The organism is Phycisphaeraceae bacterium (genome assembly GCA_019636795.1).
Lineage (GTDB): Bacteria > Planctomycetota > Phycisphaerae > Phycisphaerales > UBA1924 > JAHBWW01.
On sequence record JAHBWW010000001.1, the window covers coordinates 163,414 to 186,120 of the forward strand.

At 61.9% G+C, this 22,707-nt stretch carries 23 protein-coding genes; 11 read left to right on the plus strand and 12 right to left on the minus strand.

What is annotated here, in order from left to right; translation table 11 throughout:
* Positions 1-313: 313 nt before the first annotated feature.
* Positions 314-1,486 carry a chorismate synthase gene (gene aroC, locus KF757_00695; protein ID MBX3321484.1) on the minus strand — a complete coding sequence of 391 codons (1,173 nt, stop codon included), beginning with the start codon at positions 1,484-1,486 and terminating at the stop codon, positions 314-316.
* Positions 1,487-1,594: 108 nt separating this feature from the next.
* On the opposite strand from aroC, the gene KF757_00700 reads away from it, so the two are divergent.
* On the plus strand, positions 1,595-2,839 hold the full coding sequence (locus tag KF757_00700; GenBank protein MBX3321485.1) for a hypothetical protein: 1,245 nt from the start codon (positions 1,595-1,597) through the stop codon (positions 2,837-2,839).
* A 30-nt stretch (positions 2,840-2,869) separates the two neighbouring features.
* On the opposite strand, the gene gmk is transcribed toward KF757_00700, so the two are convergent.
* Entirely contained in the window at positions 2,870-3,475 is a 606-nt protein-coding gene (gene gmk / locus KF757_00705; protein MBX3321486.1) for a guanylate kinase, read from the minus strand.
* 57 nt (positions 3,476-3,532) lie between these two features.
* Here gmk and tsaE point away from each other — a divergent pair, with 57 nt between their 5' ends.
* Genes tsaE through KF757_00725 form a run of 4 tightly spaced genes read left to right on the plus strand, consistent with a single transcriptional unit; the run spans position 3,533 to position 5,759 of the window.
* Positions 3,533-4,186, plus strand: coding sequence for a tRNA (adenosine(37)-N6)-threonylcarbamoyltransferase complex ATPase subunit type 1 TsaE (gene tsaE / locus KF757_00710; GenBank protein ID MBX3321487.1), 654 nt, complete (start codon positions 3,533-3,535; stop codon positions 4,184-4,186).
* A 9-nt stretch (positions 4,187-4,195) separates the two neighbouring features.
* Positions 4,196-4,900, plus strand: a complete 705-nt coding sequence (locus KF757_00715) for a MotA/TolQ/ExbB proton channel family protein (protein ID MBX3321488.1) — start codon at positions 4,196-4,198, stop codon at positions 4,898-4,900.
* Positions 4,897-5,316, plus strand: coding sequence for a biopolymer transporter ExbD (locus KF757_00720; protein MBX3321489.1), 420 nt, complete (start codon positions 4,897-4,899; stop codon positions 5,314-5,316). The genes KF757_00715 and KF757_00720 overlap by 4 nt, the downstream gene beginning before the upstream one ends.
* Positions 5,313-5,759 carry a biopolymer transporter ExbD gene (locus KF757_00725; GenBank protein MBX3321490.1) on the plus strand — a complete coding sequence of 149 codons (447 nt, stop codon included), beginning with the start codon at positions 5,313-5,315 and terminating at the stop codon, positions 5,757-5,759. The genes KF757_00720 and KF757_00725 overlap by 4 nt, the downstream gene beginning before the upstream one ends.
* 13 nt (positions 5,760-5,772) lie before the next feature.
* Here KF757_00725 and thiL read toward each other — a convergent pair whose 3' ends face one another.
* The gene (gene thiL, locus KF757_00730) at positions 5,773-6,681 is read right to left on the minus strand and encodes a thiamine-phosphate kinase (GenBank protein MBX3321491.1); all 909 of its coding nucleotides are present in this window, start codon (positions 6,679-6,681) and stop codon (positions 5,773-5,775) included.
* A 73-nt stretch (positions 6,682-6,754) separates the two neighbouring features.
* On the opposite strand from thiL, the gene KF757_00735 reads away from it, so the two are divergent.
* Positions 6,755-7,288 carry a hypothetical protein gene (locus tag KF757_00735; protein MBX3321492.1) on the plus strand — a complete coding sequence of 178 codons (534 nt, stop codon included), beginning with the start codon at positions 6,755-6,757 and terminating at the stop codon, positions 7,286-7,288.
* 6 nt (positions 7,289-7,294) lie between these two features.
* Here the strand turns inward: KF757_00735 and KF757_00740 are convergent, their stop codons facing one another.
* The 3 genes from KF757_00740 to speA form a co-directional block, all read right to left on the minus strand.
* On the minus strand, positions 7,295-8,398 hold the full coding sequence (locus KF757_00740) for a deoxyhypusine synthase (protein ID MBX3321493.1): 1,104 nt from the start codon (positions 8,396-8,398) through the stop codon (positions 7,295-7,297).
* Positions 8,399-8,633: 235 nt separating this feature from the next.
* Complete coding sequence (locus KF757_00745) at positions 8,634-9,245, minus strand: PEP-CTERM sorting domain-containing protein (GenBank protein ID MBX3321494.1); 612 nt, start codon at positions 9,243-9,245, stop codon at positions 8,634-8,636.
* Positions 9,246-9,469: 224 nt separating this feature from the next.
* Positions 9,470-11,446 (minus strand): biosynthetic arginine decarboxylase, encoded by a 1,977-nt coding sequence (speA, locus tag KF757_00750; GenBank protein MBX3321495.1) that lies wholly within the window; start codon positions 11,444-11,446, stop codon positions 9,470-9,472.
* A 75-nt stretch (positions 11,447-11,521) separates the two neighbouring features.
* Here speA and KF757_00755 point away from each other — a divergent pair, with 75 nt between their 5' ends.
* On the plus strand, positions 11,522-11,767 hold the full coding sequence (locus tag KF757_00755) for a hypothetical protein (GenBank protein MBX3321496.1): 246 nt from the start codon (positions 11,522-11,524) through the stop codon (positions 11,765-11,767).
* Here KF757_00755 and KF757_00760 read toward each other — a convergent pair.
* The 5 genes from KF757_00760 to KF757_00780 form a co-directional block, all read right to left on the minus strand.
* On the minus strand, positions 11,761-11,991 hold the full coding sequence (locus KF757_00760) for a DUF2892 domain-containing protein (protein MBX3321497.1): 231 nt from the start codon (positions 11,989-11,991) through the stop codon (positions 11,761-11,763). The two genes, KF757_00755 and KF757_00760, sit on opposite strands and share 7 nt — an antisense overlap.
* Before the next feature lie 37 nt (positions 11,992-12,028).
* Complete coding sequence (locus KF757_00765; GenBank protein ID MBX3321498.1) at positions 12,029-12,937, minus strand: phenylalanine 4-monooxygenase; 909 nt, start codon at positions 12,935-12,937, stop codon at positions 12,029-12,031.
* Positions 12,938-13,031: 94 nt separating this feature from the next.
* Positions 13,032-14,288 (minus strand): amidohydrolase family protein, encoded by a 1,257-nt coding sequence (locus tag KF757_00770; GenBank protein MBX3321499.1) that lies wholly within the window; start codon positions 14,286-14,288, stop codon positions 13,032-13,034.
* Entirely contained in the window at positions 14,285-14,923 is a 639-nt protein-coding gene (locus KF757_00775) for a hypothetical protein (GenBank protein MBX3321500.1), read from the minus strand. Before KF757_00775 ends, KF757_00770 begins: the two co-directional genes overlap by 4 nt.
* Positions 14,924-15,011: 88 nt before the next feature.
* Positions 15,012-15,206: a hypothetical protein gene (locus tag KF757_00780; protein ID MBX3321501.1), complete on the minus strand. Its 195-nt coding sequence runs from the start codon at positions 15,204-15,206 to the stop codon at positions 15,012-15,014.
* Between the two features lie 473 nt (positions 15,207-15,679).
* On the opposite strand from KF757_00780, the gene KF757_00785 reads away from it, so the two are divergent.
* Together KF757_00785 and KF757_00790 are read left to right on the plus strand one after the other, a co-directional pair.
* Positions 15,680-16,915: an insulinase family protein gene (locus KF757_00785; GenBank protein MBX3321502.1), complete on the plus strand. Its 1,236-nt coding sequence runs from the start codon at positions 15,680-15,682 to the stop codon at positions 16,913-16,915.
* Positions 16,916-16,927: 12 nt separating this feature from the next.
* Entirely contained in the window at positions 16,928-18,655 is a 1,728-nt protein-coding gene (locus KF757_00790) for an iron ABC transporter permease (protein MBX3321503.1), read from the plus strand.
* 18 nt (positions 18,656-18,673) lie between these two features.
* Here the strand turns inward: KF757_00790 and KF757_00795 are convergent, their stop codons facing one another.
* Positions 18,674-19,489 (minus strand): TVP38/TMEM64 family protein, encoded by an 816-nt coding sequence (locus KF757_00795; protein ID MBX3321504.1) that lies wholly within the window; start codon positions 19,487-19,489, stop codon positions 18,674-18,676.
* 418 nt (positions 19,490-19,907) lie between these two features.
* Between KF757_00795 and KF757_00800 the strand changes: the two genes are divergently transcribed.
* Positions 19,908-20,885, plus strand: coding sequence for an MBL fold metallo-hydrolase (locus KF757_00800; GenBank protein MBX3321505.1), 978 nt, complete (start codon positions 19,908-19,910; stop codon positions 20,883-20,885).
* Between the two features lie 132 nt (positions 20,886-21,017).
* The gene (gene dnaA, locus KF757_00805) at positions 21,018-22,400 is read left to right on the plus strand and encodes a chromosomal replication initiator protein DnaA (protein ID MBX3321506.1); all 1,383 of its coding nucleotides are present in this window, start codon (positions 21,018-21,020) and stop codon (positions 22,398-22,400) included.
* Positions 22,401-22,707 lie beyond the last annotated feature (307 nt).

Sequence of the window (22,707 nt, forward strand, 5' to 3'; positions counted from 1 at the left end):
TGAGCCAGATGCTGGCTGCGCCAAGGGCACATGCAGCCCCCGCTGCAGGAAGCATGATGAAGAGTCGGCCGCGGGTCAAAGCAAATGCGAGCAGAAACACCGCCGCTGTAATGAACCAGCCTATCGCTGCGAGTATGCAGAGAGCCAGTTCGTCCCGGAGCATGGGGTGGTTCATGATCGCCAGAATGTGGTCTGGCACAACACAATTGCCACACTCGGGGCAGCGCTCGCAAGAGCGCGTTCCGGAGAGGTCGTAGCGGCAGAAGGGACAGTTCGTCACGATGTGCACCGCGTCTATGGTGTCGGCGATACTTCACTCCAGCGGTAACCTTCTCGCCGTCTGTAGATACGCCTCGACGTTCTGCTTCAGTTCCATCATCGAGTCGCTCCCGAACTTGTCGATGAAGCACCGGGCGACCTCGAAAGCCACGACGTTTTCCATCACCACGCTCGCCGCCGAAACCGCGCAGACATCGCTGCGTTCGTACTGGCTGCGCTCGGGCTGCTTGGTGTTCAGGTCGACGCTGGGCATGCCCTGGAGCAGCGTGGCGATGGGCTTCATCGTGCCGGTGACGACGATGGGCTGGCTGTTGGTCATGCCGCCCTCCAGGCCGCCGGCGTTGTTGCGCGAGCGCACGAACCCGAGCGTGTGGTCGCCCTTGCGCGCCGGGTCGAAGGCAATCGGGTCGTGCAGGTCGCTCCCGCGCGTCTGGCCCGCGCGCACACCGGCGCCAATCTGCACCGCCTTGAACGCCTGAATACCCATCACGGCGTAGGCAATGCGCGCGTCGAGTTTGGTGGTCCAGTCCATGCTCGACCCGATGCCAGGCGGACAGCCGAAGACATGACACTCGACGTGCCCGCCCACGGTGTCCTTATCTTCCTTGGCCTGGCGAATCGCGCGGCGCTGGGCGTCGGTCGCAGCCTCGTCGAGCGTGTAGGTATCGCTCGCGTCGCGCACCGCGACCAGGCTTTGCCAGTTCTCGGGCGTGACATCGACATCGGTCCGCGCGTCATAGATCTGCCGCACGAAGCCGAAGACCTCGATCCCGAACTCGCGCAGCAGACACTTCGCGATCGCCCCTGCACCTACGCGGCTGGCGGTCTCGCGGGCGCTGGCCCGCTCCAGCGTTTCGCGGCAATCGGTCGTCAGCCACTTGATGCTGCCCGCGAGATCAGCGTGCCCCGGGCGCGGGCGATGCACCGGCGGCGTACGCACGAGGTCATCGAGCCGACTGTCGCGGTTGGCGATCGAAAACACCAGCGGCGCCCCGATCGTCCGCCCCAGCCGCACGCCACAGAGAAAGGTCATTTCGTCGGTTTCCAGTTTCTGCCTTCCGCCCCGGCCGTACCCGCCCTGGCGGCGGAGCAGTTCGCCGTTGATCAGGTCCATATCAAGGGCGAGCCCGGCAGGGAGGCCGGTGATGGTGGTGACGAGCGCGGGGCCATGGCTTTCGCCGGCGGTCTGATAGTTGAGGTGGGGCATGAGCAAAGATTAGCGTCTCAAGCCCGCCAGCGAACCCCAACAGGCAGCGAAGCGAGAATGGCCGGAGAGCGGGAACACAGCAGCGGCGATCGCGGATAGGCTGTGCACATGGGATGGATTGTCGTCAACCTGGCTTGGTTTGCGTGGGCGCTGCTTGGCGCGGGCGCGATCGTGTTTTGCTGGGCGCTGTTCTGGGATCGGGCGCGCGGGCGCCCGCGGTGTCGCAAGTGCCGGTATCGGATGGAGGGCATTCCTGCTGCGGCCAACGGCTCAATCGTGTGCCCGGAGTGCGGGCGGCAGCACGCGCGAGCGCGACAACTGCTGTATACACGCAGGCGATGGGTGATGGCGGCGCTCAGTCTCGGCCTTGTGAGCATTTCGTGGTACGCACTGGCCTTCCACTGGCGCTTCCGCGAGCGCGGCTGGATGGGATATGTGCCGACGACGGTGCTGGTTGTGCTGCCTCAGTCGGCGGATGCGTGGTACAAGGCGGGAGGATACAAGGGTTCGACCGCGCCGCTTACTCGCGAACTGCTCTACAGGGCTGACACCATTGGCATGCGCGAGTGGCAGGAGTACCTATGGGTCCTCAACCTGAGAAATAGAGCGGAAGCGAATTCTTCTGAAGGCTGGAAGTGGCGTTTTGTGCGCGCGCCGGATCGCAACGATCGTCAATGGAAGCGACACCGATGCCACGACTGGTGTACTGCGTTTGTGCATACCTATGGCCGACAGGATCCTTGCCCGGGCGAAGGCGCGTGGTACATTGAAGCACCGGCCATCATCGAATCGATTGAGAGCAGCGGGTGGATCGCAACGCTCATGCGTGGGATCCAATGTCCCAGCCGCTTTGACCTTGAAGTGTGTTTGGAAGTTAACCTCCGGAGTTCTAGGTGGTGGCCCGAAATCTCTGAATATGTGGCCTATCTCGCGACTGATCGCGGAGACGAGTTGGTTCGAGAAGGCCTGCGACACCTCTGGCAGCCCGCGAACTGGCGACCCGACACCGGTTCGACCGGCATCCCGGATATTCAGCTTGTTATGGAGGATGGCCAGACGGGTTATATACGACAGTTTGACCTGGGCTCAACGATTGATGCTGTTCGTGTCGCCAACGAGGATGCCCGACTGGAACAGACGGACCAAAACCTGCTCGACTGGATCCTTGAATGGACAATTACCGATCTAGCCGGATTCACGGACGCCGAAATGCTGTATCCATTCGAATGTTCTGTGTATCGCCGCTCGCTCTTCATCGCCAGCACGCGCGAAGGCCTCGATGAAGTAACCCGTCGGATCGAGGAGTTACACAAACGAGCCCCAACACTCTGGCGTGAACTTCAAGACGAATAACATGCGGGCCCAATACCCCCCGCCGCAGATTCACGCTCGCCCACTCGCCCTTCGTTTCCCAACGAGCCTGATCGCCTCGGCCATCGCTTCATCCAACTGCGCATTAACGATGAACGCGTCGTAAAACCCCCCCGCGCGAGCCTCGGCGATTTCGCTGCGGGCTTCGGCGAAGCGCTTCTGGATGAGTTCCTCCGACTCCCTCTTTCGGCCGCGAAGTCGCACAAGCAGTTCTTCTTCGCTCGGCGGGAGAACGAAGATCGCAAAGGCGTCGGGCATGCGTTGTTTGACCTGCTGCGCGCCCTTGACATCGATTTCGAGGATGACCAGCCTGCCGCGCGTCAACTGCTCCTCGACCCACCGCCGCGGCGTGCCGTAGCGCTTGCCGAAGACATCGGCCCATTCGAGAAACTCATCGTTCTCGATCATGTGGTCGAACTCGGCGTCATCGACGAAGTGGTAATCGACGCCTTCGACATCGGAGGCGGTTTTTGGCCGGGTCGTGGCCGAGACGCTGAAGACGGAGCCCGCGATGCCGCGTTCGACGCCTCGGGTAATGGTGGTTTTACCGACACCGCTGGGCCCGCTGATGATGAGCAGCATGCCGTCGTCGGTGTCGGTTGCGAGCCTGCGATCCATGCCGACAGGGTAGGACGCCTTGTGCGCGTCCCTGCGTGTGCCGCGCAACAATCAGCCATGCCGCAGATTATTCTCGAATCCACAAGCCCCGAGCACACGCGCGACCTGGCTCGGCAGATCGCCGCCGTGTTGCGCCCCGGCGACATCGTGAGGCTGAGAGGAATGCTCGGAGCCGGCAAGACAACGCTGATTCGGGCGCTCTCAGAGGCATTGGGAGCCAACCCTGCCGAAGTCTCAAGCCCGACTTTTGTCATTGCCAATGAATACCGGGGCGCTCACGGAGTGCGGATTGTGCATATGGACGCCTACCGCCTCGGCGGCGATGCGGAGGAACTCGAACTCCTCGGCTGGGATGCGCTGGCCGGAGCGGACGCGATTGTGCTTATCGAGTGGGCCGAACGCATCGAACACCTGCTCGCACGCGAGGGGCTGAACATCGATATCGAGCACATCGGCCAGTCAGAGCGGCGCATCACGCTCACAATGCCCGAAGGCTGGGCGGATCGGGCGCTTGCTCTGGATGCGCCCGCCAGCCCTGCGAAACTCCGGCCCACGACATGCCCTGTAACCGGGGAAGCCGTCTCGCCCGACAATCCGCATTATCCATTCAGCAGCGAACGGGCTCGCTGGGCCGACCTCTACCGATGGTTCAGCGAGTCGTATCAGGTTGATCGACCGGCCGATCAGGCAGACTACGAGGAACATCTGTAAGATCGTGTCATGCACGGAACGCTTGCCCGCCTCGCCTCGCCGCAGATCTCAACCCTCGCAACCCAGGCTCAGGAACTCGGGCTCTGGCCTCTGTTCAGACAGAGTTTCGATCTCTTTTCTGTCGCTCTGCTCATCGGCTCGCTGGTGGCGGTGGCGTGGATCGTGCGAGTGGTGCTCGACGTGCGGCAGGGCGTGATTCAGCCGCACCGTTCGACACAAGCGCTGACGCGCGCGATCGAGGGAGGTCGCATCGCTCTGGTGACGAACGCGGTGGCTGATGATCGGGCGTTTGTCTCGCGCACGGTCGAAGCCGCTCTGTCGCAGCGTGCACTCGGTCCGCAGGCCATGCGTGACGCTGCAGAACTGGCCGCCAGCATCGAGTCTGCGCGATGCTTTCGCAAGCTTGAACTCTTGAATGTCATCGGCAACCTCGGCCCGCTTGTGGGGCTTGCGGGCACCGTGTGGGGCATGATCCTGGCCTTCACATCGCTCGGCGCAACAGGCGGGCAGGCCGGGCCGACCGATCTCTCGCTAGGTATCTCCAAAGCCCTGTTTCACACGCTGCTCGGTCTGCTCCTGGCTGTGCCGTGCCTGCTCGTCTTTGGCGTGTATCGTGGCATTGCTGATCGAATCTGCACGCGCGCGATGGCCGAAGCCTCAGCCGCTGTCGATCGCGTGATTGATCTGGTCGCACGCGAGAACAAGGTGCCATGAGACGCCGCGCGGTATCCATCGTGCAGCAGCAGCCGAGCGGACACATCAACGTCACACCGCTTATCGACGTGGTCATGTGCCTGATTATCTTCTTCCTGCTTGTCGGGCGGCTCGTGCTCGATCGGCGCGGCGAGATCGACCTGCCCCAGACGCGCACCGGCGAAACAATTCACGAACACTCCGACCCGATCATCATCACCGTTGACCAGTCTGGTGTGGTGCTCCTCGATGGGAGGCCGACGGCGGTGGGCGCGTTGGCCGGCCTGCTCGCGGGCGAACTCGGCTTGCACCCCGACCGACGCGTGCGCCTGCGGGCCGATCGCGGTGCGATGTATGCGGTGGTCCGCCCCGTCATTCAGGCTTGCCGCGACGCAGAGGTTCGCGTCATCGAGCTCGCGACGGAGCAATCGCCATGAGCGCGCCTTTCCGCCGACGCAACGCCCTTCACACATGGCAGACGCACTTCGGCCCCAACATGACGCCCATGGTCGATGTCGTGATGGTCATCCTCGTCTTCTTCATGGCTTCGACCGCGCTGGTGGGGCCCGAGTGGATCCTGCGAGCCCAAGTCGCGCCCGATCGCCGCGACGCCCCACCAACCTTCACCCTGGGACCGGCAGAGTTGCTCATCACGCTGGCGCCCTCGCCCGCCGGGGTGCTCGTTTCCGGCCTGGGGCTTGACCGACAGGGAGTCGATGTCCTTGCCGATGCAGCGACCGTCGCCGCCCAATCGCTCGGGGCTGCGGTCGCTCACACACGCATCATCATCGAGCCCGAATCCAGTGTGTCATACGACGCGATCGTTCGTGTGCAGGAGATGCTCGTTGACGCGGGCTTTCGCGATGTAGCGCTTCGCTAGATCGCCATATCGCTTACTTGTGATCCCATCCCAGTTCCGCTGCGTCATGCGTTCCGTCAGCGTCGATAATGCTCGCGCCGCCCGTTTCGCCCGGTGAGCACGCCCGCACGCGCCCGATCGGACCGAGCAGGCCTTGCTCGCTCTCAAAACCATCGCTGCCGGGCTCAATGACCAGGAGCAGTTCGTAGTCCTCTCCCGCTCCAGCCGCGATACGCCACGCCTGCCCCGCCTTGCGGAGCGGGATCGCCGCTGCATCAATCTCCAGCCGAACGCCTGAGGCATGCCCAAGGCGTGCGGCATCGCGCCCGAGGCCGTCCGAAATGTCGATCGCCGCATGCACGCGCGGGCACGCTGCCGCCGCGCGCCCGGCCTCAACACGAGGCTCGAAGTTCAGATGCCAACCGCTCTCGAAACTCGCGCCGATCGGGCCCGTGATATACAGAAGGTCGCCAGCCTTCGCCCCGCTCCGCAGCAGCGGTGCCACACCCGCCTCCATCCGACCGACGATGGTCACCGTCAGGCTCAATGGCCCCGGCCCGGCCGCGATGTCGCCGCCGATCAGCGGGCAACCCCAATGCCTCGCCCATGCATGAAGCGCATCGACGAGCGCGCGGCCATGCTCGAACCCACTCGGCAGCAGCCCCGTCGCCAACCCCCACGCGGGCGAGCCGCCCATCGCAGCGATATCCGACACCGACCGTGCAACCGCCTTGCGCGCGATCAGGTCGATCGGTGTGCCCGGCGAGAAGTGCCGCCCTTCGACGAGTTGATCGACCGTCGCGAGCAGCACCTCGCCGCCCGGCGTCTGCACCACCGCACAATCATCGCCCGGCCCGACGAGCACACGCCCGAACGCCCCGGCGAAACCGGTCAGGTCGGCAGCCGTGGACTCGATGTGGCGGAGAAGATCGGATTCGTGCATGGGGGATTGTTGGGGCACGCCATGATCCGCGGCTGGCTCTCGAAACTTCTGCCGATTGCGGTACACTGCAACGATGGCTGCATCTCCGTTACGCACGGCGCTCGCGAAGTGGGACAACAAGGACGCTGCATCGATCCGGCAGATCTACGACCAACATTCCTCCCGCCGGAACTTCGTTGCCACCATCACTCGGCTTGCTGCCATTCCTGACTTCGAAAGAGCCGCCTCGTGGCTGCTCAAGCACCACCTCGACTCGGGCGGCACATGCTCGCACGCACAAGCCCGCGAGTTTTTTGCCCGTGCTCGCGACTTTGAGCATTGGGAAGCCCGGCTTCACATGCTCCAGATCATGGATCTCGTCGTGCTCCCGAAGGAATCGGTTCGTGACATCAAGCGATTGGTCGAGCGCTGTATGGCGGACGAAAACAAGTTCGTTCGCGCTTGGGCTTACAACGGCTTTGCGCGCCTCGCGTATTTCCACCCGGCGTATCGCGAAGAAGCCGAGCGCCTGCTAGCCGACGGCGAAGCAACAGAAACCGCGCCATCGGTTCGTGCCCGGATCAGACAAGTACGAAAGCGAGGATTCAGAACCAAGGCCGCCGACTGAAGACTTTCACACCGCCGCCGCCTCAAACAACTCCGCCAGTTTCCGCTGCGGGCGCTTGGCCCAGGCCTTGCGGTGATACGCATCCGACGCAATCAGCGGGAAGAGGCTCGTGACCTCGCCGAAGACCATCTGCTCGTACACCACATCGACCTTGCCCCAGCTGCACGCCTCGCGCAGCGTCGAGCCCGACAGCGCGCCGTCGCGCACATCGGCAGCCGTGATCTGTACCGCGTACTTGTGCATCGGCGTCTCGCCTTCGGGCGCCAGGCCCTTCTCGACGAGCAGTTCAGCCGAGACCACGATGTCCTGCACAAAGTTCTTGGGCACGCCGCCCGCGAGCATCAGCAGCCCCGTGTCGCCGCCGTGCTCCATCGTGTGCAGCTTGATCTTCGTCAGTTCATAAAAGTCACGGCCCGAGTCGATCGAGACCGAAGGCTTGCCCGCGGCTGCCCGCTCGGCCTGATGCAGCACGACGCCGAAGCCCGCCGAGCAGTCGCTGAACGCGGGACAGAAGATCGGCACGCCCCGGCGATACGCCGTCAGCACGACCGATTCGTTCTTCGGGTGGTGCTGGTCGAGATATCGCCCGAGTTCGGCGATCAACTGACGCGACGAATACGCCCCCGGTTCAAGGCTGTCGAACACCGCCTTGGTTGTGTCGTCGCAGACGCGCAGTTCGTCCTCATTGATATAGGTGTCGTAAATGCGGTCGATCGCCATGTCGCGCAGCGTCGGATCATCGACGGGCGGGCTCTCGGGACTGCCCGGAGCGATATAGTGCTTGAAGCCCAGGCCTTCGAAGAAGTCCTGATCGACAATGTTCGCCCCGCTCGACACGATCGCATCGACCATGTTGTGTTCGAGCAGTGTGATGATGGTCTTCTTCAGCCCCGCCGAAATGAGCGAGCCGGCAAGCGTCAGGATCACCACACAATCCCTGTCGCCAAGCATCTGGCTGTAGATGCGGGCAGCCCTCGCTGTGTTGCGTGCCTGAAACGCTGTCTGCTCGTAGGCGTCGATGATCGAGCGGGCGTCAAAGCGCGTGATGTCGACGTGCTGAATCGGATTGGCAAGCAGGTCGGTCTTGGTGAACGGTGTTGGCGTGGTCATCGATGTCTCCCGTGCGCGATGCGCGCTTTCGTTGTTCGTCGCCAGCCCCCCGTGGCGACAGGAAATCACGAGGCCCGGGGGTGGCGGGCCTGATGAACTCAATTGTAGGAACTCTGGCCCCTTGGTTTCGGCCTGGGGCGGTGTCACTCCCGCCTCGCATGGCATCCACAAAAAGAAACCGGGCGACGCATGTCGCGCCGCCCGGAATAAAACGAACCAAGTCGTCAGAAACGGCTTAGCGACGACGACGCAGGCCGGCGACCGCGCCAAAGCCCAGCAGCGCCAGAGCGCCCGGAGCGGGGACGAGCGTGAATGCGTGCTCGACGCCGTTGTTGGACCAGTTGTTCATGGTGCCGCCATCAGACTCCCAGCCGGTCTGTGTCGCGTTGTTGGCGGTCGACGCCCAGTAGAGTTCGTCGCGGCTGTTGTAGTCGGCTGCCATGTGCAGGCCGAAGTGATATGTGGTGCCGCTGTTCAGGGCGACGCTCTGTCCGAAGCTGAACGACACGTCGTAGAAGTCCCAAAACACGTTGCCCACGAAACTGATCTGAATGTTCTGGGCATTTCCAGTGGCGATCACATTGCCCGGAACTCCAGCATTGGTATCAAAGATGTACCACTGCAGCGAGCCGTCCCAATTCGAGTTGTTGGAGCCAGCGAATGTATTGAGCAGCCCGAAAGTCGCGCCGGTAATGTTCGCGCTGGAACTGAGCACGAAATCCTCGGTCTGCAGCCACTGCGTCATCTCGTTGCCATTCAGGAAATCCATCGCGCCGTTGTCGTAGACCGACGCCATCGCACCCGATGCGAGCGCAACCACACCAGCAATCATCACGTTCTTCATCATGTGTATTCTCCTCATCTCTCTAAAAACCAGTCCCACGACGGATCAGGCGCCACTTCGCCTTACGAGAATCCGATCGCCTCGTGTAGTCTAAGCGTAAAGGATCTGCCCCACACACGCTGAAGTCACGAATGCAAGAAAAATGGCACAATTTTCCTCTCTAATCCGTTCCACAACAGGACTTATCGGGGCCTTAGGGCAGACACACGTCCTATAATGATTGTGGCCTATTCAAGATAGGTATATCCCTCTAGGCCGCTTTCGTAGAAGGTCAGAAGTGCCCGGCTTTCCTCGACACTCATGCGACCTTCGCGCACTGCCCGCTCGGTGTCGCGGCGCATGGCCCGCCTCAGATCGCTAGGGTCAAACTGGAGGTAACTGAGCACCTCGCGCACCGTATCGCCCTCGACCACTTCGCCGATGGACCACGAGCCGTCCTCTTCTTGCGAAACATGGACCGCATGGGTATCGCCAAAGAGGTTGTGCAGATCGCCGAGCACTTCCTGATAAGCCCCAACCAGAAAGAAGGCGAGGTAATAAGGCTGTTCTCCGCGAAGCTCATGCAGTTCGAGCGTTTTTTTAGCCTTCTGTCCTTCGGTGCTCGAGAACCGGCTGATCTGCCCATCAGAATCGCAGGTGATGTCTGCCAGAATCGCGCGTCGCCTCGGCCGATCATTGAGCCTCTGAATCGGAACGATCGGGAACAACTGATCGATCGCCCACGAATCGGGCAGTGACTGAAACAGGCTGAAGTTGCAGAAATAAATGTCGCTGAGCAGTTCCCCGAGGTCGCCGATCTGGTCGGCCAATGCACTCTCGGGGTCTTCGTCTGTGATCTGAATCACTTTCCGCCCAATGGCCCAGAACAGTCGCTCGGTCACCGCCCGCATCGGAAGCGACATATACCCCATGCCAAAGAGCGTCATCGCCTCATCGCGGGCCTGAATCGAGTCGTGGTAGTTTTCTAGAGCCTCGCGTGTGGCCATTCCTTCGTAGGCATCGAGCAGGTCGATCACGGGCTGAGGAATCTCCTGCCCGCTGGCGCGCTCGGCATCGATCGTGCGCCGAATCCATGGCAGATCGGGGTCCGATGGAAAGTGGCTCTTGCCAAGCACATCCACCACCAGCACGCTCGAATAGGCCGCCATCGCACGCCCCGATTCGCTCACGATCATCGGATGGGGCTGGTTGACATCGTCGCAGGCCGCCTTGATGCGATACACCACGTCCGACGCATACTCACGCACAGAGTAGTTCACGCTCGAAGCCCAGCTCGACTGGCTGCCGTCATAATCAACGCCAAGCCCGCCGCCGATGTCGATCATGTCCAGTTGTGTTGCGCCCAGGCGCCGCAGTTCGGTATAGGTATGCGCCAGTTCACTGATGGCGTTCTTGAGTTGGCGTATGTCGCAGATCTGGCTCCCGACATGAAAGTGCACAAGGCGGAGGCAGTCGAGCATGTCGTTGTTCCGGAGCTTCTCGAGTGCCGCCAGAACTTCCGACACTTGCAGCCCGAACTTGGACCGCATCCCGCCCGAAGACTCCCACCTGCCCGCGCCTCGGGCTGAGGGCTTGATGCGCACCCCGATCATCGGCCTCACGCCATAGCGGTTTGCCTGCTCAATAATGAGGTCGAGTTCGATCGCTTGCTCGACCACAGGCACGATGCGCCGGCCAAGCTTGGTCGCAAGGACCACCGTCTCGACGTATTCCTGATCCTTGAAGCCGTTGCACACGATCGGCATGTTCGGCCGGTTCTCCGTCAGGCCGAGGACCGCCAACAGTTCGGGCTTGGAGCCCGCCTCAAGTCCGAATCCCAGCACATCACCGAAGTCGCGGATTTCCTCGCACAAGGGTCGCTGCTGGTTGACCTTGATCGGATACACGCAGGTGTACGAGCCGCCATACTCATTTTCTCGGATGGCCGTATCAAAAGCGTCGCGCAGTTCCGTCAGGCGGCTCTTAAGCAGATCCGTAAACCGCAGGAGCACTGGCGTGTGAATCCCACGCGCACGCAAGCCCTCGACGAGTTCATAGAGATCGATCTGGTGCTCTTCGTCTCGCGCGGGGCGCACCGCGATCGTTCCGGCGTCTGTGACCGAGAAGTACCCTTGGCCCCAGGAATCAATGCCATACAAATCCGATGCGTCCTGGGTGGTCCAGGTTGCGTCCGTCTTCTCTCGTCCCGTCGGCACAGTGGTCATTCCTAATTGTATGCGAAGACTGTCGCCGCCTGCGACGAGCGTGTCAATACTTCATGCGTTGGCGAGGAGGTTGTCGTGCCGCAGTATGAATATCGATGCCCTGCGAATCAGCGACTGGTCGAGGTCGAGCACTCCATGTCAGACGAGATCCGCACCTGGGGCGAACTCTGCACTCTCGCCTCGATCGACCCCGGCCCGACACCCGCCAGTGAGCCGGTTGAAAAGGTCATCAGCCTGAGTTTCGTCAGCAGCGGCCGCGCTCGACCTTCGGCTCCCAACAGTGGACATTGCTGCCGGCCGGGCAACGGGTGCTGTCACTGAGCCCGCTTGTCCTTCGGAGCCGGACAAGTCCCCATGCCGACGATCGCATAGCCCGGGCAATACGCGACAGCACCGCTGATGAGCATGATCGCGCCAACCGTCGCGCACACGATCCCGCCGATCATCCCGTCAAAAAGCCCAAGGCCCAGAATGGCAATCGACAGGAACGCTATTCCTCCCCAGATTCTCACCGCTCGATCCGCACTTCCGACATTCGGCCGCATCAGTCTGCTCTCCATTCTGTTGTGTGTTTGTCCTGCATCACGCTTTCAGTGTGGCGCTTTTTTGGTTCATCACTCGCTCGGCGTACGAGTTCATCGCATCGCGCAGCTGCTCGAACGAGTCGAGCACATAGAGAATCGGCTGATAATGGTCAATCTCGAAGTCGGTCTCGATGACCCGTTCGAGGTCAAAGGGTCGGCGCTCGACCTTGCCTTCGCCTCTCCCTTCGGGTGCCGTCAGAGCATGTTCACTCTCGCCGTGGCTCGAAATCAGCCCCGAGCCGTAAATCTTGAGCCGGCCATCTTCGTGCACCAGTCCAAACTCAACAGTAAACCAGAACAGTCGCGACAGGGCCAATTCGTGCCCATCTCCAGCGTGCAGCGCCGCCAGGCCATAGGTCTGAAGAAACTCCGCAAACACCGGATCGGCATGCAGCGGCACATGCCCGAACACATCATGAAAAATGTCCGGCTCGGGCAGGTAGTCCATCTTGTCCTTCGGGCGGATCACGATCGTCGTCGGGAACTCGCGCCGGCTGAGGCACGCGAAGAAGGCTTTGGCAGGCAGGTAACCCGGAACGCCGCGGCTCTGCCACCCGGTCAGAGGCCGAAGGTACTCGTTAATTCCCTTGACCTGACGCGCGGGGTCATACGGATCAGGAGCCGTGCCGAATAACAGCGGCACTCGGTCTGGGACCAGACGAATTGCCTTGAGTCCATCGATGAACGTCCGCGACGCCTGAAGCTCGAGCATGTCCCATCGGCGTTCATAGAGCATCTTCCAGACCGCGTGGTTCTCCTCGCTGTACCTTTCATATTGCTGGGCAACATAGAACTGGTTGGTGTCGATCTGATCTCCAGGGAGATCCGCCGCCGCATCCGCCGCCGCCTGGGCACGAGCGAATTCCTCCCCGTCGATGATGTTGTTGTATGAGATGTCGCTGCGCATCTGTCAGCCCCTTTCGGCGTGTTCGCTCGATCCGCGACGCGTTCGCAGAATCATAGAGGTCTGACACCGAGCCGGGCCCGAAACCAGCACCAATTCAAATGCCCCCGCGAAAACACTCCCATGCCTCCGCCTCGGTCAGCCGCTGGTCAAGCCCGATCGCTTGTTGTTCGTTGCGCTCGTTGCGGCGGCGGCGCGTGGCAGCATCAATGCTGTCCTGCGGGTGCGGCCTGACTATCGGAGTGTCGCTCCCAAAAATCAACCCCACCCCAGGCGTGCACCCCGCTTCGATCAGTTCGCGCAGTGGCATGACACGATCGAGCCGATGCGGGAGGGCCCGTTCGAGCACCTCTGTGTCGTAGAGCAGGTGACAAGGCTGAACGCTGGCGATGACGCCGAGTCGTGCGAACCGGGAGACATCCGCCTCATCAATGACCTCGCAGTGCTCGATCCGAAATCCCGGAGTGCGAGGCCTGACGTGCTCGATCGCGTCGAGCACCGCGCGCACCGCAGCATCCCCGATCGCATGGGCCGCCATCGGAACTCCGGTCGCGTCGCACGCTCGCACCGCCTCCTCGATCTCCGCCGGCGACATCATCGGCAGGCCACAAGGATGTTCCACCCGTCCGTCTTTGAACGGTGAAAGCATCCACGCTGTTCGGCTGTTGAGCGTGCCATCGACGAAGATCTTGCCGCCGCCGAGTCGAACGTGCTCGCCTTCCCACCGCCCTCGAGTCTCCGCAACCACCCGAAGATCCTGAACCAGAGGCCAAAGAACACAGGTCGCGGCAAGAGTCTGCTCCCGGTCCATCGCCGCAAGAGCGGGGCCTAGCCATTCCTGAGTTTTGAGATCGTGAATCTCGCCGAACCCGTGTGTTTGCGAAAGATCGTGGATTGCCGCCCTCAGAATCGCACCGCGAGCATCGCTCTCTGGTTCGGGCATTGCCTCCCACACCATCTGGGCAGCCCTTTCGTACACCACTCCCGTCAGCCGACCCGAACGGTCCCGCTCGATCAACCCCCCAGCAGGGCTCGGGGTATTGCCGTCAATGCCCGCCAGAGCCAGCGCGGCACGATTCGCCATCAAAGCGTGATAGTCGAAACACCACAGACAGCACGGGATGTCGCCCGAGGCCGCCTCGAGTTCGTCGCGCGTCGGCCATCGCGGGTCATTCCATGATTCTGGTCGCGCGCCATGCCCGAGAATGACGTTCTCGCCCCACGATGCCCGCTCGCGCACGCGATCGAGCACTTCGCCCGACGACGCGCACATCGCGAGATCGACCATTCCCAGTGCTCGCCCGTGCTGAAACAGGTGCGCGTGTGCCTCGCGAAGGCAATCAGGGCGATTCATACGGGTGTCTCCATCAGTCTTGCAATCGCTTGCCGCGCGGACGCTTCGTCATCAACCCTCGCGTCGAACTCGACACGCAGCACTCCGAGCGCGATTCGTACATCAACCCCAAAGTTATCCACACCGACAGTGGTCGCTTCGGACACGTGCACGCGACGGTGCGCAAAACATGCCGCCGCCAATTTTGCGCGGTCTGCGTTGCATGCGCGACACAGCGCCGGCTCGATTCGGGCAAGCGTGTTGGGTGGCGCAATCTCCGCGCCATCGATGATCGTGCTCCCGAATCGGCACGCCGCGACGCGAGCCCGAACCCATACGCCAGGCCGCCCTCGATCGTGATACGCATAGTGCCGGTCTCTCAACTCTTCATCAACCTCATCGTCGGCCGAGAGTTCGACCTGAAGCTCAAGCCAATCACCATTGTCGTCGGGCGACTCATCGGGAACATAGACAACACACTCTTCGAGGCTCATCATCGCGCTCGAGAGCGGAAAGATGATCGCGCCGCCGGCCGGGTCGAGAATGAACCGAACATCCTCGGCCCGTGTATCGATCCCATCACTGTGTCGCGCAATAAGCCGGCCCTGCCGATAGGTCCTCATGCACGTTTTGGCCTTGTTTTCTTGGTCTGTCACGATGGAGTATTCTCCGCGCGCCGTCGACAAAAACAAGCGGACCGGCCTCAGTGAGACCGGTCCGTCATGGGCTTGGATCTGCCAGCGATCACATCGCGGGAGTGACCTTGGTGGCCTTCTTGGCTGTCTTCTTCTTGGCTGCCTTCTTAGCAGTCTTCTTCTTGGCCGCCTTCTTGGCGGTCTTCTTTGCAGCCTTCTTCTTGGTTGCCTTCTTGGCAGTCTTCTTCTTGGCTGCCTTCTTGGCGGTCTTCTTCTTTGCTTTCTTTGCGGTCTTCTTGGCCATGCTTCGTACTCCTAAAACTGGTTTGCAAACCAAACGTCACCGGGTCGTTGCGAACTTTCGCAATCCGACAATCGGTTGTGAAACTGTTTGCCTTATCGGAATTCTTTTCCTCTGAACTTGAACAATCCAAGCCAATACGCTCCCTCAACACCGAGTTCACGCGCCTTCAAGATACACAATCTCGCGCGCGCACGCTCGCAAGTCGCCCCTCTCTACGCGCACGCAACGTGAGTCATGTGCTCGTCATGCACTGCTCACGAGCACGCAATCGGGCGCACGCGATCGCTCGGCTTCACTCGCTCTGCATCGCGCAAGGTCGCACGACACCCGCACGATCGCATCAAGATCGTGAACGTTCGCCACATGATCGTGCACAACCGCCATCCTGAACCTACTGCCGCACATTCCCTCGCAACAGCGCGCGAATCGTTGCAGCCCCGCTAAACTTGCCCTCTAGCGCATCGGAGTACATGATGAATCCGATTTCAAGCACGACACTCGACTGCGGAACAACGCTCGTCATCGAAAAAATTTCTGGTGTGCGCTCCGTTGCACTCAATTGGCTCCTCCCAGCCGGTGCCGCCCGGGATCCACACGATCGCCTGGGTTGGTCAGCAGTCACCAGTGAAATGCTCCTCCGCGGGGCCGGAAACCTCGACTCCCGCGCCTTCACCGACGCCTGCGACATGCTCGGCCTCTCGCGTTCAGTGGACGCCGGCACGATCCACATGAAGCTTTCCGCCACCATGCTCGGGCAGCGACTCGGCGAGGCGCTCCCGTTGCTGACCGATCTTGCGCTTCGCCCCCGCTTCGATCCCCAAAGCCTCGACCCGGCACGCGAACTGGCCCTGGCATCCATCGAGTCGCTCAAGGACGACCCGCACCAGCGTGCCGTTCTTGCTGCCCGCGACCGACACTACCCCGAACCCATCAACCGCTCGGGCATGGGCACCACCGAAGACCTTGAAGCCCTCACCCTCGATGACGTCACCTCACACTGGGCTACCTGCTGCGCCCCGCTCGGCTCGATCATCGCTGTCGCGGGCGACGTCGAATCCCACGATCTCTCCAGCCGAATCAACGCCCTGCTCCAATCCTGGACTGGCACTTCGCCACCAATCACCCTCGGCCCGCCCGCCCCTCGCGGTTACGCGCACGAAGACGACAGCTCCAATCAAGTCCAGATCATCGTCGTCCACGATGCCCCACCCGCCCCGTCGCCCGATGCCTATCTCGAACAAATCGTCGTCTCCATCCTCTCGGGCGGAATGTCCGGCCGACTCTTCACCGAGGTCCGCGAGAAACGAGGCCTCTGCTACTCCGTCAGCGCCAGTTACCGCGCAGACCGCGAGTTCGGCTCCATCACCGGCTACGTCGGCACCACGCCCGAACGCGCACAGGAATCGCTCGATGTCCTCGTCGCCGAACTGGCCCGTGTCGGCGCCGGCGTCACGCGCGATGAGTTCGAACGGGCTGTGGTCGGGCTCAAGAGCCGCGTCATCTTCAGCGGCGAATCCAGCCCCGCACGCGCCGTCACCCTCGCCAGCGACCAGTACAAACTCGGCCGCCCACGCTCGCTGGCCGAAATTGCCGCCCGCCTCGACTCAATCACGCTCGACGATGTCAACGCCTATCTTTCGACCCGCCAACTCGGCACCCTGACGATCCAAACCCTCGGCCCGAGCGCCCTGGCCGCCCCGGCCCTCTGAGGAACCACGCCGGTGACCCCACGGCTTGTGCGCAACATCCTTCAGTACACCCTGCTCTTGTCGCTCATCGGCGCCCTGGCCTTCTTCCTTCTATACCCAATCGCCCTCACAATCCGCGGCGGGTTTGCTGCCAACCCCGCAACCGGCACCGGTTGGACGCTCGACCACCTCGCCCTCGTCATCGCCGACCCCAACCTCCGCGGCGGCCTGTTCAACGCACTGGCCATCGCCGCCTGCACCACAACCCTCTCGATCCTCATCGCCCTGCCCCTGGCCACGCTCAGCGCGGGCTATCGCTTCCCCGGCAAGAAATTCTGGAATGCCGCCATCCTCGTCCCGCTCATCCTGCCCCCATTCGTCGGCGCGATCGGCATGCGGGCTCTGCTCGGGCGCCAAGGCGCAGTCAACGCCCTGCTCGGCACCGAGTGGGACATTCTCGGCGAAGCCAAGTTCCTCGGCGTCGTCATCGTCGAAGCCCTGCACCTCTACCCCATCATCTATCTCAACGCCGCCGCCGCCCTGGCCAACCTCGACCCCGCCCTGAACGAATCGGCCGAAAACCTCGGCTCAGGCCCCTGGCGTCGCTTCTTTCGCATCACCCTCCCCCTCATCCGACCAGGCCTCTTTGCCGGCGCGACCATCGTCTTCATCTGGTCCTTCACCGAACTCGGCACGCCGCTCATGTTCGACTACTACCGCGTCACGCCCGTGCAGATCTTCTATGGCCTCAAGGAAGTCGAAGACTCCGCCGAGCCCTACGCCCTCACGCTCGTACTGCTCGCATCGTCAATGTTCTTCTACATCGTCGGGCGCGTCGCCTTTGGCCGCAAAGGCCACGCCATGTACTCCAAAGCCGCTCGCGCCAGCGACGAAAAAAATCTTCCCCTGGCCGGAAGGCTCATCGCCACAGGACTGTTCGCAGCCGTCGGCATCGCGGCCCTGCTGCCCCACCTCGGCGTCATCCTCACCAGCGTCTCAGGCGTTGGCGACTGGTACCGCTCGGTCCTCCCGCGCTCTTACACCCTCGACCACTTCGGCCAGGCGCTCGGCTCGCCCGATGCCTTCGGTGCCATCCGCATCAGCCTGCTGCTCTCGCTGGCTGCGATGGTCGTCAACCTCCTGCTCGGGATCGTCATTGCATACCTGATCGTGCGCACACGCCTCGTCGGCCGCAACGTCCTCGATACCTTGTGCATGCTCCCGCTCGCGGTGCCCGGGCTGGTGCTGGCCTTCGGCTTTGTCGCGATGTCGCTGCGCTGGCCCTTCGCTGACGGCGACCCCCTCGGCGGACTGTTCAGCGTGCTCGGCGCCGACCCAAATCCGTTCCCGCTGCTCATCATCGCATACGCTGTCCGGCGTCTGCCATACATCGTGCGCTCCGCCGCCGCCGGGCTCGAACAGACCAGCGGCGAACTCGAAGAAGCCGCTATCAACCTCGGCGCGCCACGCCTCTACGCAATCCGCCGCGTCATCATCCCGCTCATCATGGCCAACCTCATCGCGGGCTGTCTCCTGGTCTTCAGCTTCTCCATGCTCGAGGTCTCAGACTCGATGATCCTGGCCCAGAAGACCAGCCACTTCCCGATCACAAAGATGATCTTCGAACTGACCAACCGCCTGGGCGACGGGCCGAGCATCGCCAGCGCGATGGGCGTCTGGGGAATGGCGCTCCTGACCGTCACGCTCTTCGGCGCCAGCCTCCTGCTGGGCAAGAAACTCGGGTCCATCTTCAGGGTTTAGCCCAAGGTACGCCCGAACTCAACCACCACGCGAGGCAAAGCGGTGCAGGGCCCGCTGTGCGATATTTCCGATAATCAGGATCGCTGCCACTGTCAGCGCGATGCCCCCGACAATGAGCCACCGCGGCTTATCGACGTTCGACCAGTCGCTGATCTGCGTCCCGATGTACACCGCCGCCAGCGACCGCGGAGCAAGGCCCAGCATTGTCGAGAGCACATACACGCGCTTCGACACTCCCGCGCCCGTCAGGATCAGATTCGTGAGAGCAAACGGCGAGTTGGGAGGCAGCCGCACCAGAGTCGTGATGCCCAGCGAAGGCCAGAATCCCCGGCCCACCAACGCATCGCGCACGATCGCCGCCTTCGGGTGTGCACTGATCTCCCGCTCCATCCGCTCACGCGCGACCGTGCGCGCAATGACGTGCCCCACCAGGGCAGCACCCGTGAAGCCCGCCAGCGCCCCCGCAAACCCCTGCGCCAGCCCAAAGGCATACCCCGCCAACAACGACTGCGAATACGTCGGCAACAGGCCAAATCCCGCACTGAAAATAAACACCACCACATAGAGCACAAAGCCCATCAACTGGTGTTCGCGCAAAAACGCGGAAATGTCGGCGATGAAGTACAGCACCGCGATCCCGCCCAACGCAGGCAGAATCGCCCACAACACCCCCAGAATCGCCGCCGGCCCCAGGCGCACCAGCACCGCACGCGCCGAATCGTCGCGCGCCGGCATCGGCCCGCCCGCACCAGTCGCCGCTTCGCCCGCTTCGGAATCGCCGATTCCGACAGCCTCAGAGTGATGTGCATCGCGTTGTGGCGGAGTGTCGTTCATCGCGCCATGAGCGTAGGCCCAAGGCCACGATCGGCGGCTTGTGTGTGCTCACAAACTGAGTCTGCAGCAAGCCCCGCAGCACCAAGAATCACCACGCCGCGTCAAGAGTTCGTCGGCCCGCAAGGGAACCGACGAACCCGGAGGAGAGAGAGGACCAGACAAGAGGCCGCAGCAGCATGAACGTGCGCCGCGCTCGATATTCCTTATTCGCACTTGGCCCGCTTTGGTTGCAGGCCTCCACGCCAGCGCCACACTCCCTGAAGTACGAACGCGACCGCAAAGTGTTCGTCACGCCTGTGTCAAAGCCGCTCTGCCAGTGTACCATGGGGGTGAATGCCACGATCCGGGTGTCGGATCGGGCGATACTGACCCGAGACAATTCCTGTCGAGCGAAAGCTCGGCCAGAGAGGCTTGCCCCATGATCCCCAAACCGCCGCCTCGCGAAGGCACCCTCGGCTTCCTCTACTTCCCGCCGTATCGAGTGCAGGGCTTCAGTGTCGCCGGCGAAGCCACAAGCATTCAAATTCCTGAACTCGACATCTGCTTCGACATGGGGGTCTGCCCCCGCGCAGCCCTGGCGAGCAAGTATGTCGCACTGAGCCACGGACACATGGATCACATCGGAGGCCTCGCCTACTGGTGCAGCCAGCGCCGCTTCCAAGGCATGGGAACCGGAACCATTGTCTGCGACACCCGCATCGAGGGTGCCGTTCATGCGATGATGAAAGGCTTTCAGGAGCTCGAACGCCAGGTCACCCCATACGAGGTGATCGCGCTGTCAAGTGAGCCAGGCAAAGAACAATCAATCGAGATCAAAAATAACATTTTCCTGCGCGCCTTCGCCACCGAACACACCGCCCCCAGCACCGGATACTCCATTCTCGAACGGCGAACCAAGCTCAAAGAAGAGTTCGTAGGCCTGCCCCAGGAAAAACTGCGCGAACTCAAAAGCCGGGGCACCGAAATCACGCGCACCCTCGAAATCCCGCAGATCGCGTACCTCGGCGACACGCTGCCCGGCGCGTGCCTGCTCCGCGAAGATGTGCGCAAAGCCCAGATCATCATCGTCGAATGCACCTTCTTCGAACCAGAACACAAGGGACGCGCCAAGATCGGGATGCACCTGCATGTCGATGACGTCGCCGAATGGCTCAGCCTCGTCGAGTGCGAAGCCATGGTCCTCGTACACATCTCGCGCCGCACTCATCTCGGGTACGCAGCCCAGCGGCTGCTCGAAATTGCGGGACCCGAAAAGGCCTCCAAGGCCTACCTGCTCATGGATCACCGAACCAACAAAATGCGCTACGACCTGCAAGCCGAAGACGCCCGCAAACGAGAAATCGAGCTGGCGACACGCCAGGCCGGATCCGCAGCCAATTCGCCAGAGAATGGTTGACACCTCTCCCGGTTTGGATTACCGTGTCAGTTCACCGGCGGCGGTGCTTTGGTGCGTTGGGAGACGACACCCGCTGCGTCCCTTGTCCGTTCTTTTGAGGAGTGCCCGAGGCTCCTTCGAGGTTGCACGCCCATGATTGACCCTGATCGGCAGGTGTGGAACGCGCTGCTCGCGTACCTCCGGAGCCACCACTCCACAATGTGGAGACAATGGTTCGACGAACTCGAACCCCTCGGCATCGTCAACGGCACGATGAGCATTCGCGCGCGCTCCGACATCCACCGCGACTACCTCCGCCGCGATTGCCTCGACGCCTTCAACGACGCCCTGCGCACAGTTACGAACCAGTTGCTCGCAGTGCGATTTGTCGGGCCACGCGATGCCGCACCCCAAAACATGGGGGTCGCTCCGGGCTCCGCTATCAATGGCCATTCCCGTGCGCACGCCGGCAGCGAATCCGAACTCGCATTTCACCCTGACGCCCTGGTCATCAATCCGGACTATTGCTTCGAGAACTTCATCCCAGGCCCCAACAACCGCCTCGCCTACGCCGCTGCGGTCAGCGTCAGTGAAAATCCCGGCCCGGGGTACAACCCGCTGTTTATCCATGGCGATGTCGGACTCGGAAAAACCCACCTGCTTCAGGCGATCTGCCTCAAGATCAAACAGGATCGCCCAGACGCGGTGCTGCACTACGTCTCGTGCGACGCCTTCATCAACGATTTCATGAACGCGGTCGAGACCGGACAGATGTCCGGGTTCCGACACCGGTTCAGGGATGTTGACGTTCTGGTGATCGACGACATTCACTTCCTGACCAAGCGCGACCGAACGCAGGAAGAGTTCTTTCATACATTCAACACCCTGTATCAGTCACGCAAGCAGATCGTACTGAGTTGCGATCGTCCACCCGAGGAGATCCCGGACCTTGAAGATCGGCTGGTGAGTCGCTTCAACTGGGGGTTGGTAACCAAGATCGAGCCTCCGTGCTACGAAACCCGGGTTGCGATCCTCAAGTCAAAAGCTCGGATGCGAAAACTCGATCTGCCCGACGATGTCGCGTGTCATATTGCCGCCAAGATTGACACCAACATTCGCGAACTTGAGGGGGCGATCGTCAAGATCCAGATTCACTCCGCGGTCGAAAAACGCCCGATTGATCTCGACCTTGCCCGTTCTGCCCTGGGCGACACGGCGCCCCGCATCACCCGCCGCCCTTCGATCGACGCGATCATCAACGTGGTCACGGACTTCTATAACGTCAAGCGGACGGACCTTCTCGGCAAACGACGACACAAGTCAATCAGCCTGCCCAGGCAAGTCTGCATGTTCCTGGCGCGCAAGCAGACACAGCACTCGCTCGAAGAGATCGGTGCTCATTTCGGGGGGCGCGATCACACTACTGTCATGCACGCTGTGCGCACGATCGAGAGCAAGCAAACGATCGACGATGCATTCGCCTCGGTGATTCAGTCTCTGAACAAGTCCCTCGCGGAAGAACAGATTCGGGCGTAGAACTGTTGTTCGGTTATCGGTGGGGCTCGCTTGTTTTGTGAACAAGGTGTGGGCAGGCGCTCGTTGGCAAGCGCGATCGAGTGCCGGGACTTCGCTTTGAAGGGTGAATCGTCTGAGAGCCTAATCTTTTTGCGAATTGAGTCGCTGGCGTGCGCCTGAAAGCCGACAGGTTCTCCCGGAATCGCCGGGAGCTATAAGTGCTTGTTTTGCCGGAGCATCTTGCGCCTGAGGAATTTTTGTCCACATTGCGCCACGTTTCACTACTACGACTACGGTCAATTTATCTCTTATAGAAAAGAAGAACACC

What these genes read in the sequence shown, in the direction of transcription:
- KF757_00740 (MBX3321493.1), bottom strand. Translation starts at nt 8,398, where the DNA reads ATGACCACGCCAACACCGTTCACCAAGACCGACCTGCTTGCCAATCCG.
- KF757_00785 (MBX3321502.1), top strand. Translation starts at nt 15,680, where the DNA reads ATGAATCCGATTTCAAGCACGACACTCGACTGCGGAACAACGCTCGTC.
- KF757_00720 (MBX3321489.1), top strand. Translation starts at nt 4,897, where the DNA reads ATGAGACGCCGCGCGGTATCCATCGTGCAGCAGCAGCCGAGCGGACAC.
- thiL (MBX3321491.1), bottom strand. Translation starts at nt 6,681, where the DNA reads ATGCACGAATCCGATCTTCTCCGCCACATCGAGTCCACGGCTGCCGAC.
- KF757_00760 (MBX3321497.1), bottom strand. Translation starts at nt 11,991, where the DNA reads ATGCGGCCGAATGTCGGAAGTGCGGATCGAGCGGTGAGAATCTGGGGA.
- KF757_00725 (MBX3321490.1), top strand. Translation starts at nt 5,313, where the DNA reads ATGAGCGCGCCTTTCCGCCGACGCAACGCCCTTCACACATGGCAGACG.
- KF757_00745 (MBX3321494.1), bottom strand. Translation starts at nt 9,245, where the DNA reads ATGATGAAGAACGTGATGATTGCTGGTGTGGTTGCGCTCGCATCGGGT.
- KF757_00780 (MBX3321501.1), bottom strand. Translation starts at nt 15,206, where the DNA reads ATGGCCAAGAAGACCGCAAAGAAAGCAAAGAAGAAGACCGCCAAGAAG.
- KF757_00715 (MBX3321488.1), top strand. Translation starts at nt 4,196, where the DNA reads ATGCACGGAACGCTTGCCCGCCTCGCCTCGCCGCAGATCTCAACCCTC.
- tsaE (MBX3321487.1), top strand. Translation starts at nt 3,533, where the DNA reads ATGCCGCAGATTATTCTCGAATCCACAAGCCCCGAGCACACGCGCGAC.
- KF757_00795 (MBX3321504.1), bottom strand. Translation starts at nt 19,489, where the DNA reads ATGAACGACACTCCGCCACAACGCGATGCACATCACTCTGAGGCTGTC.
- KF757_00765 (MBX3321498.1), bottom strand. Translation starts at nt 12,937, where the DNA reads ATGCGCAGCGACATCTCATACAACAACATCATCGACGGGGAGGAATTC.
- KF757_00770 (MBX3321499.1), bottom strand. Translation starts at nt 14,288, where the DNA reads ATGAATCGCCCTGATTGCCTTCGCGAGGCACACGCGCACCTGTTTCAG.
- KF757_00700 (MBX3321485.1), top strand. Translation starts at nt 1,595, where the DNA reads ATGGGATGGATTGTCGTCAACCTGGCTTGGTTTGCGTGGGCGCTGCTT.
- KF757_00800 (MBX3321505.1), top strand. Translation starts at nt 19,908, where the DNA reads ATGATCCCCAAACCGCCGCCTCGCGAAGGCACCCTCGGCTTCCTCTAC.
- KF757_00735 (MBX3321492.1), top strand. Translation starts at nt 6,755, where the DNA reads ATGGCTGCATCTCCGTTACGCACGGCGCTCGCGAAGTGGGACAACAAG.
- gmk (MBX3321486.1), bottom strand. Translation starts at nt 3,475, where the DNA reads ATGGATCGCAGGCTCGCAACCGACACCGACGACGGCATGCTGCTCATC.
- aroC (MBX3321484.1), bottom strand. Translation starts at nt 1,486, where the DNA reads ATGCCCCACCTCAACTATCAGACCGCCGGCGAAAGCCATGGCCCCGCG.
- speA (MBX3321495.1), bottom strand. Translation starts at nt 11,446, where the DNA reads ATGACCACTGTGCCGACGGGACGAGAGAAGACGGACGCAACCTGGACC.
- dnaA (MBX3321506.1), top strand. Translation starts at nt 21,018, where the DNA reads ATGATTGACCCTGATCGGCAGGTGTGGAACGCGCTGCTCGCGTACCTC.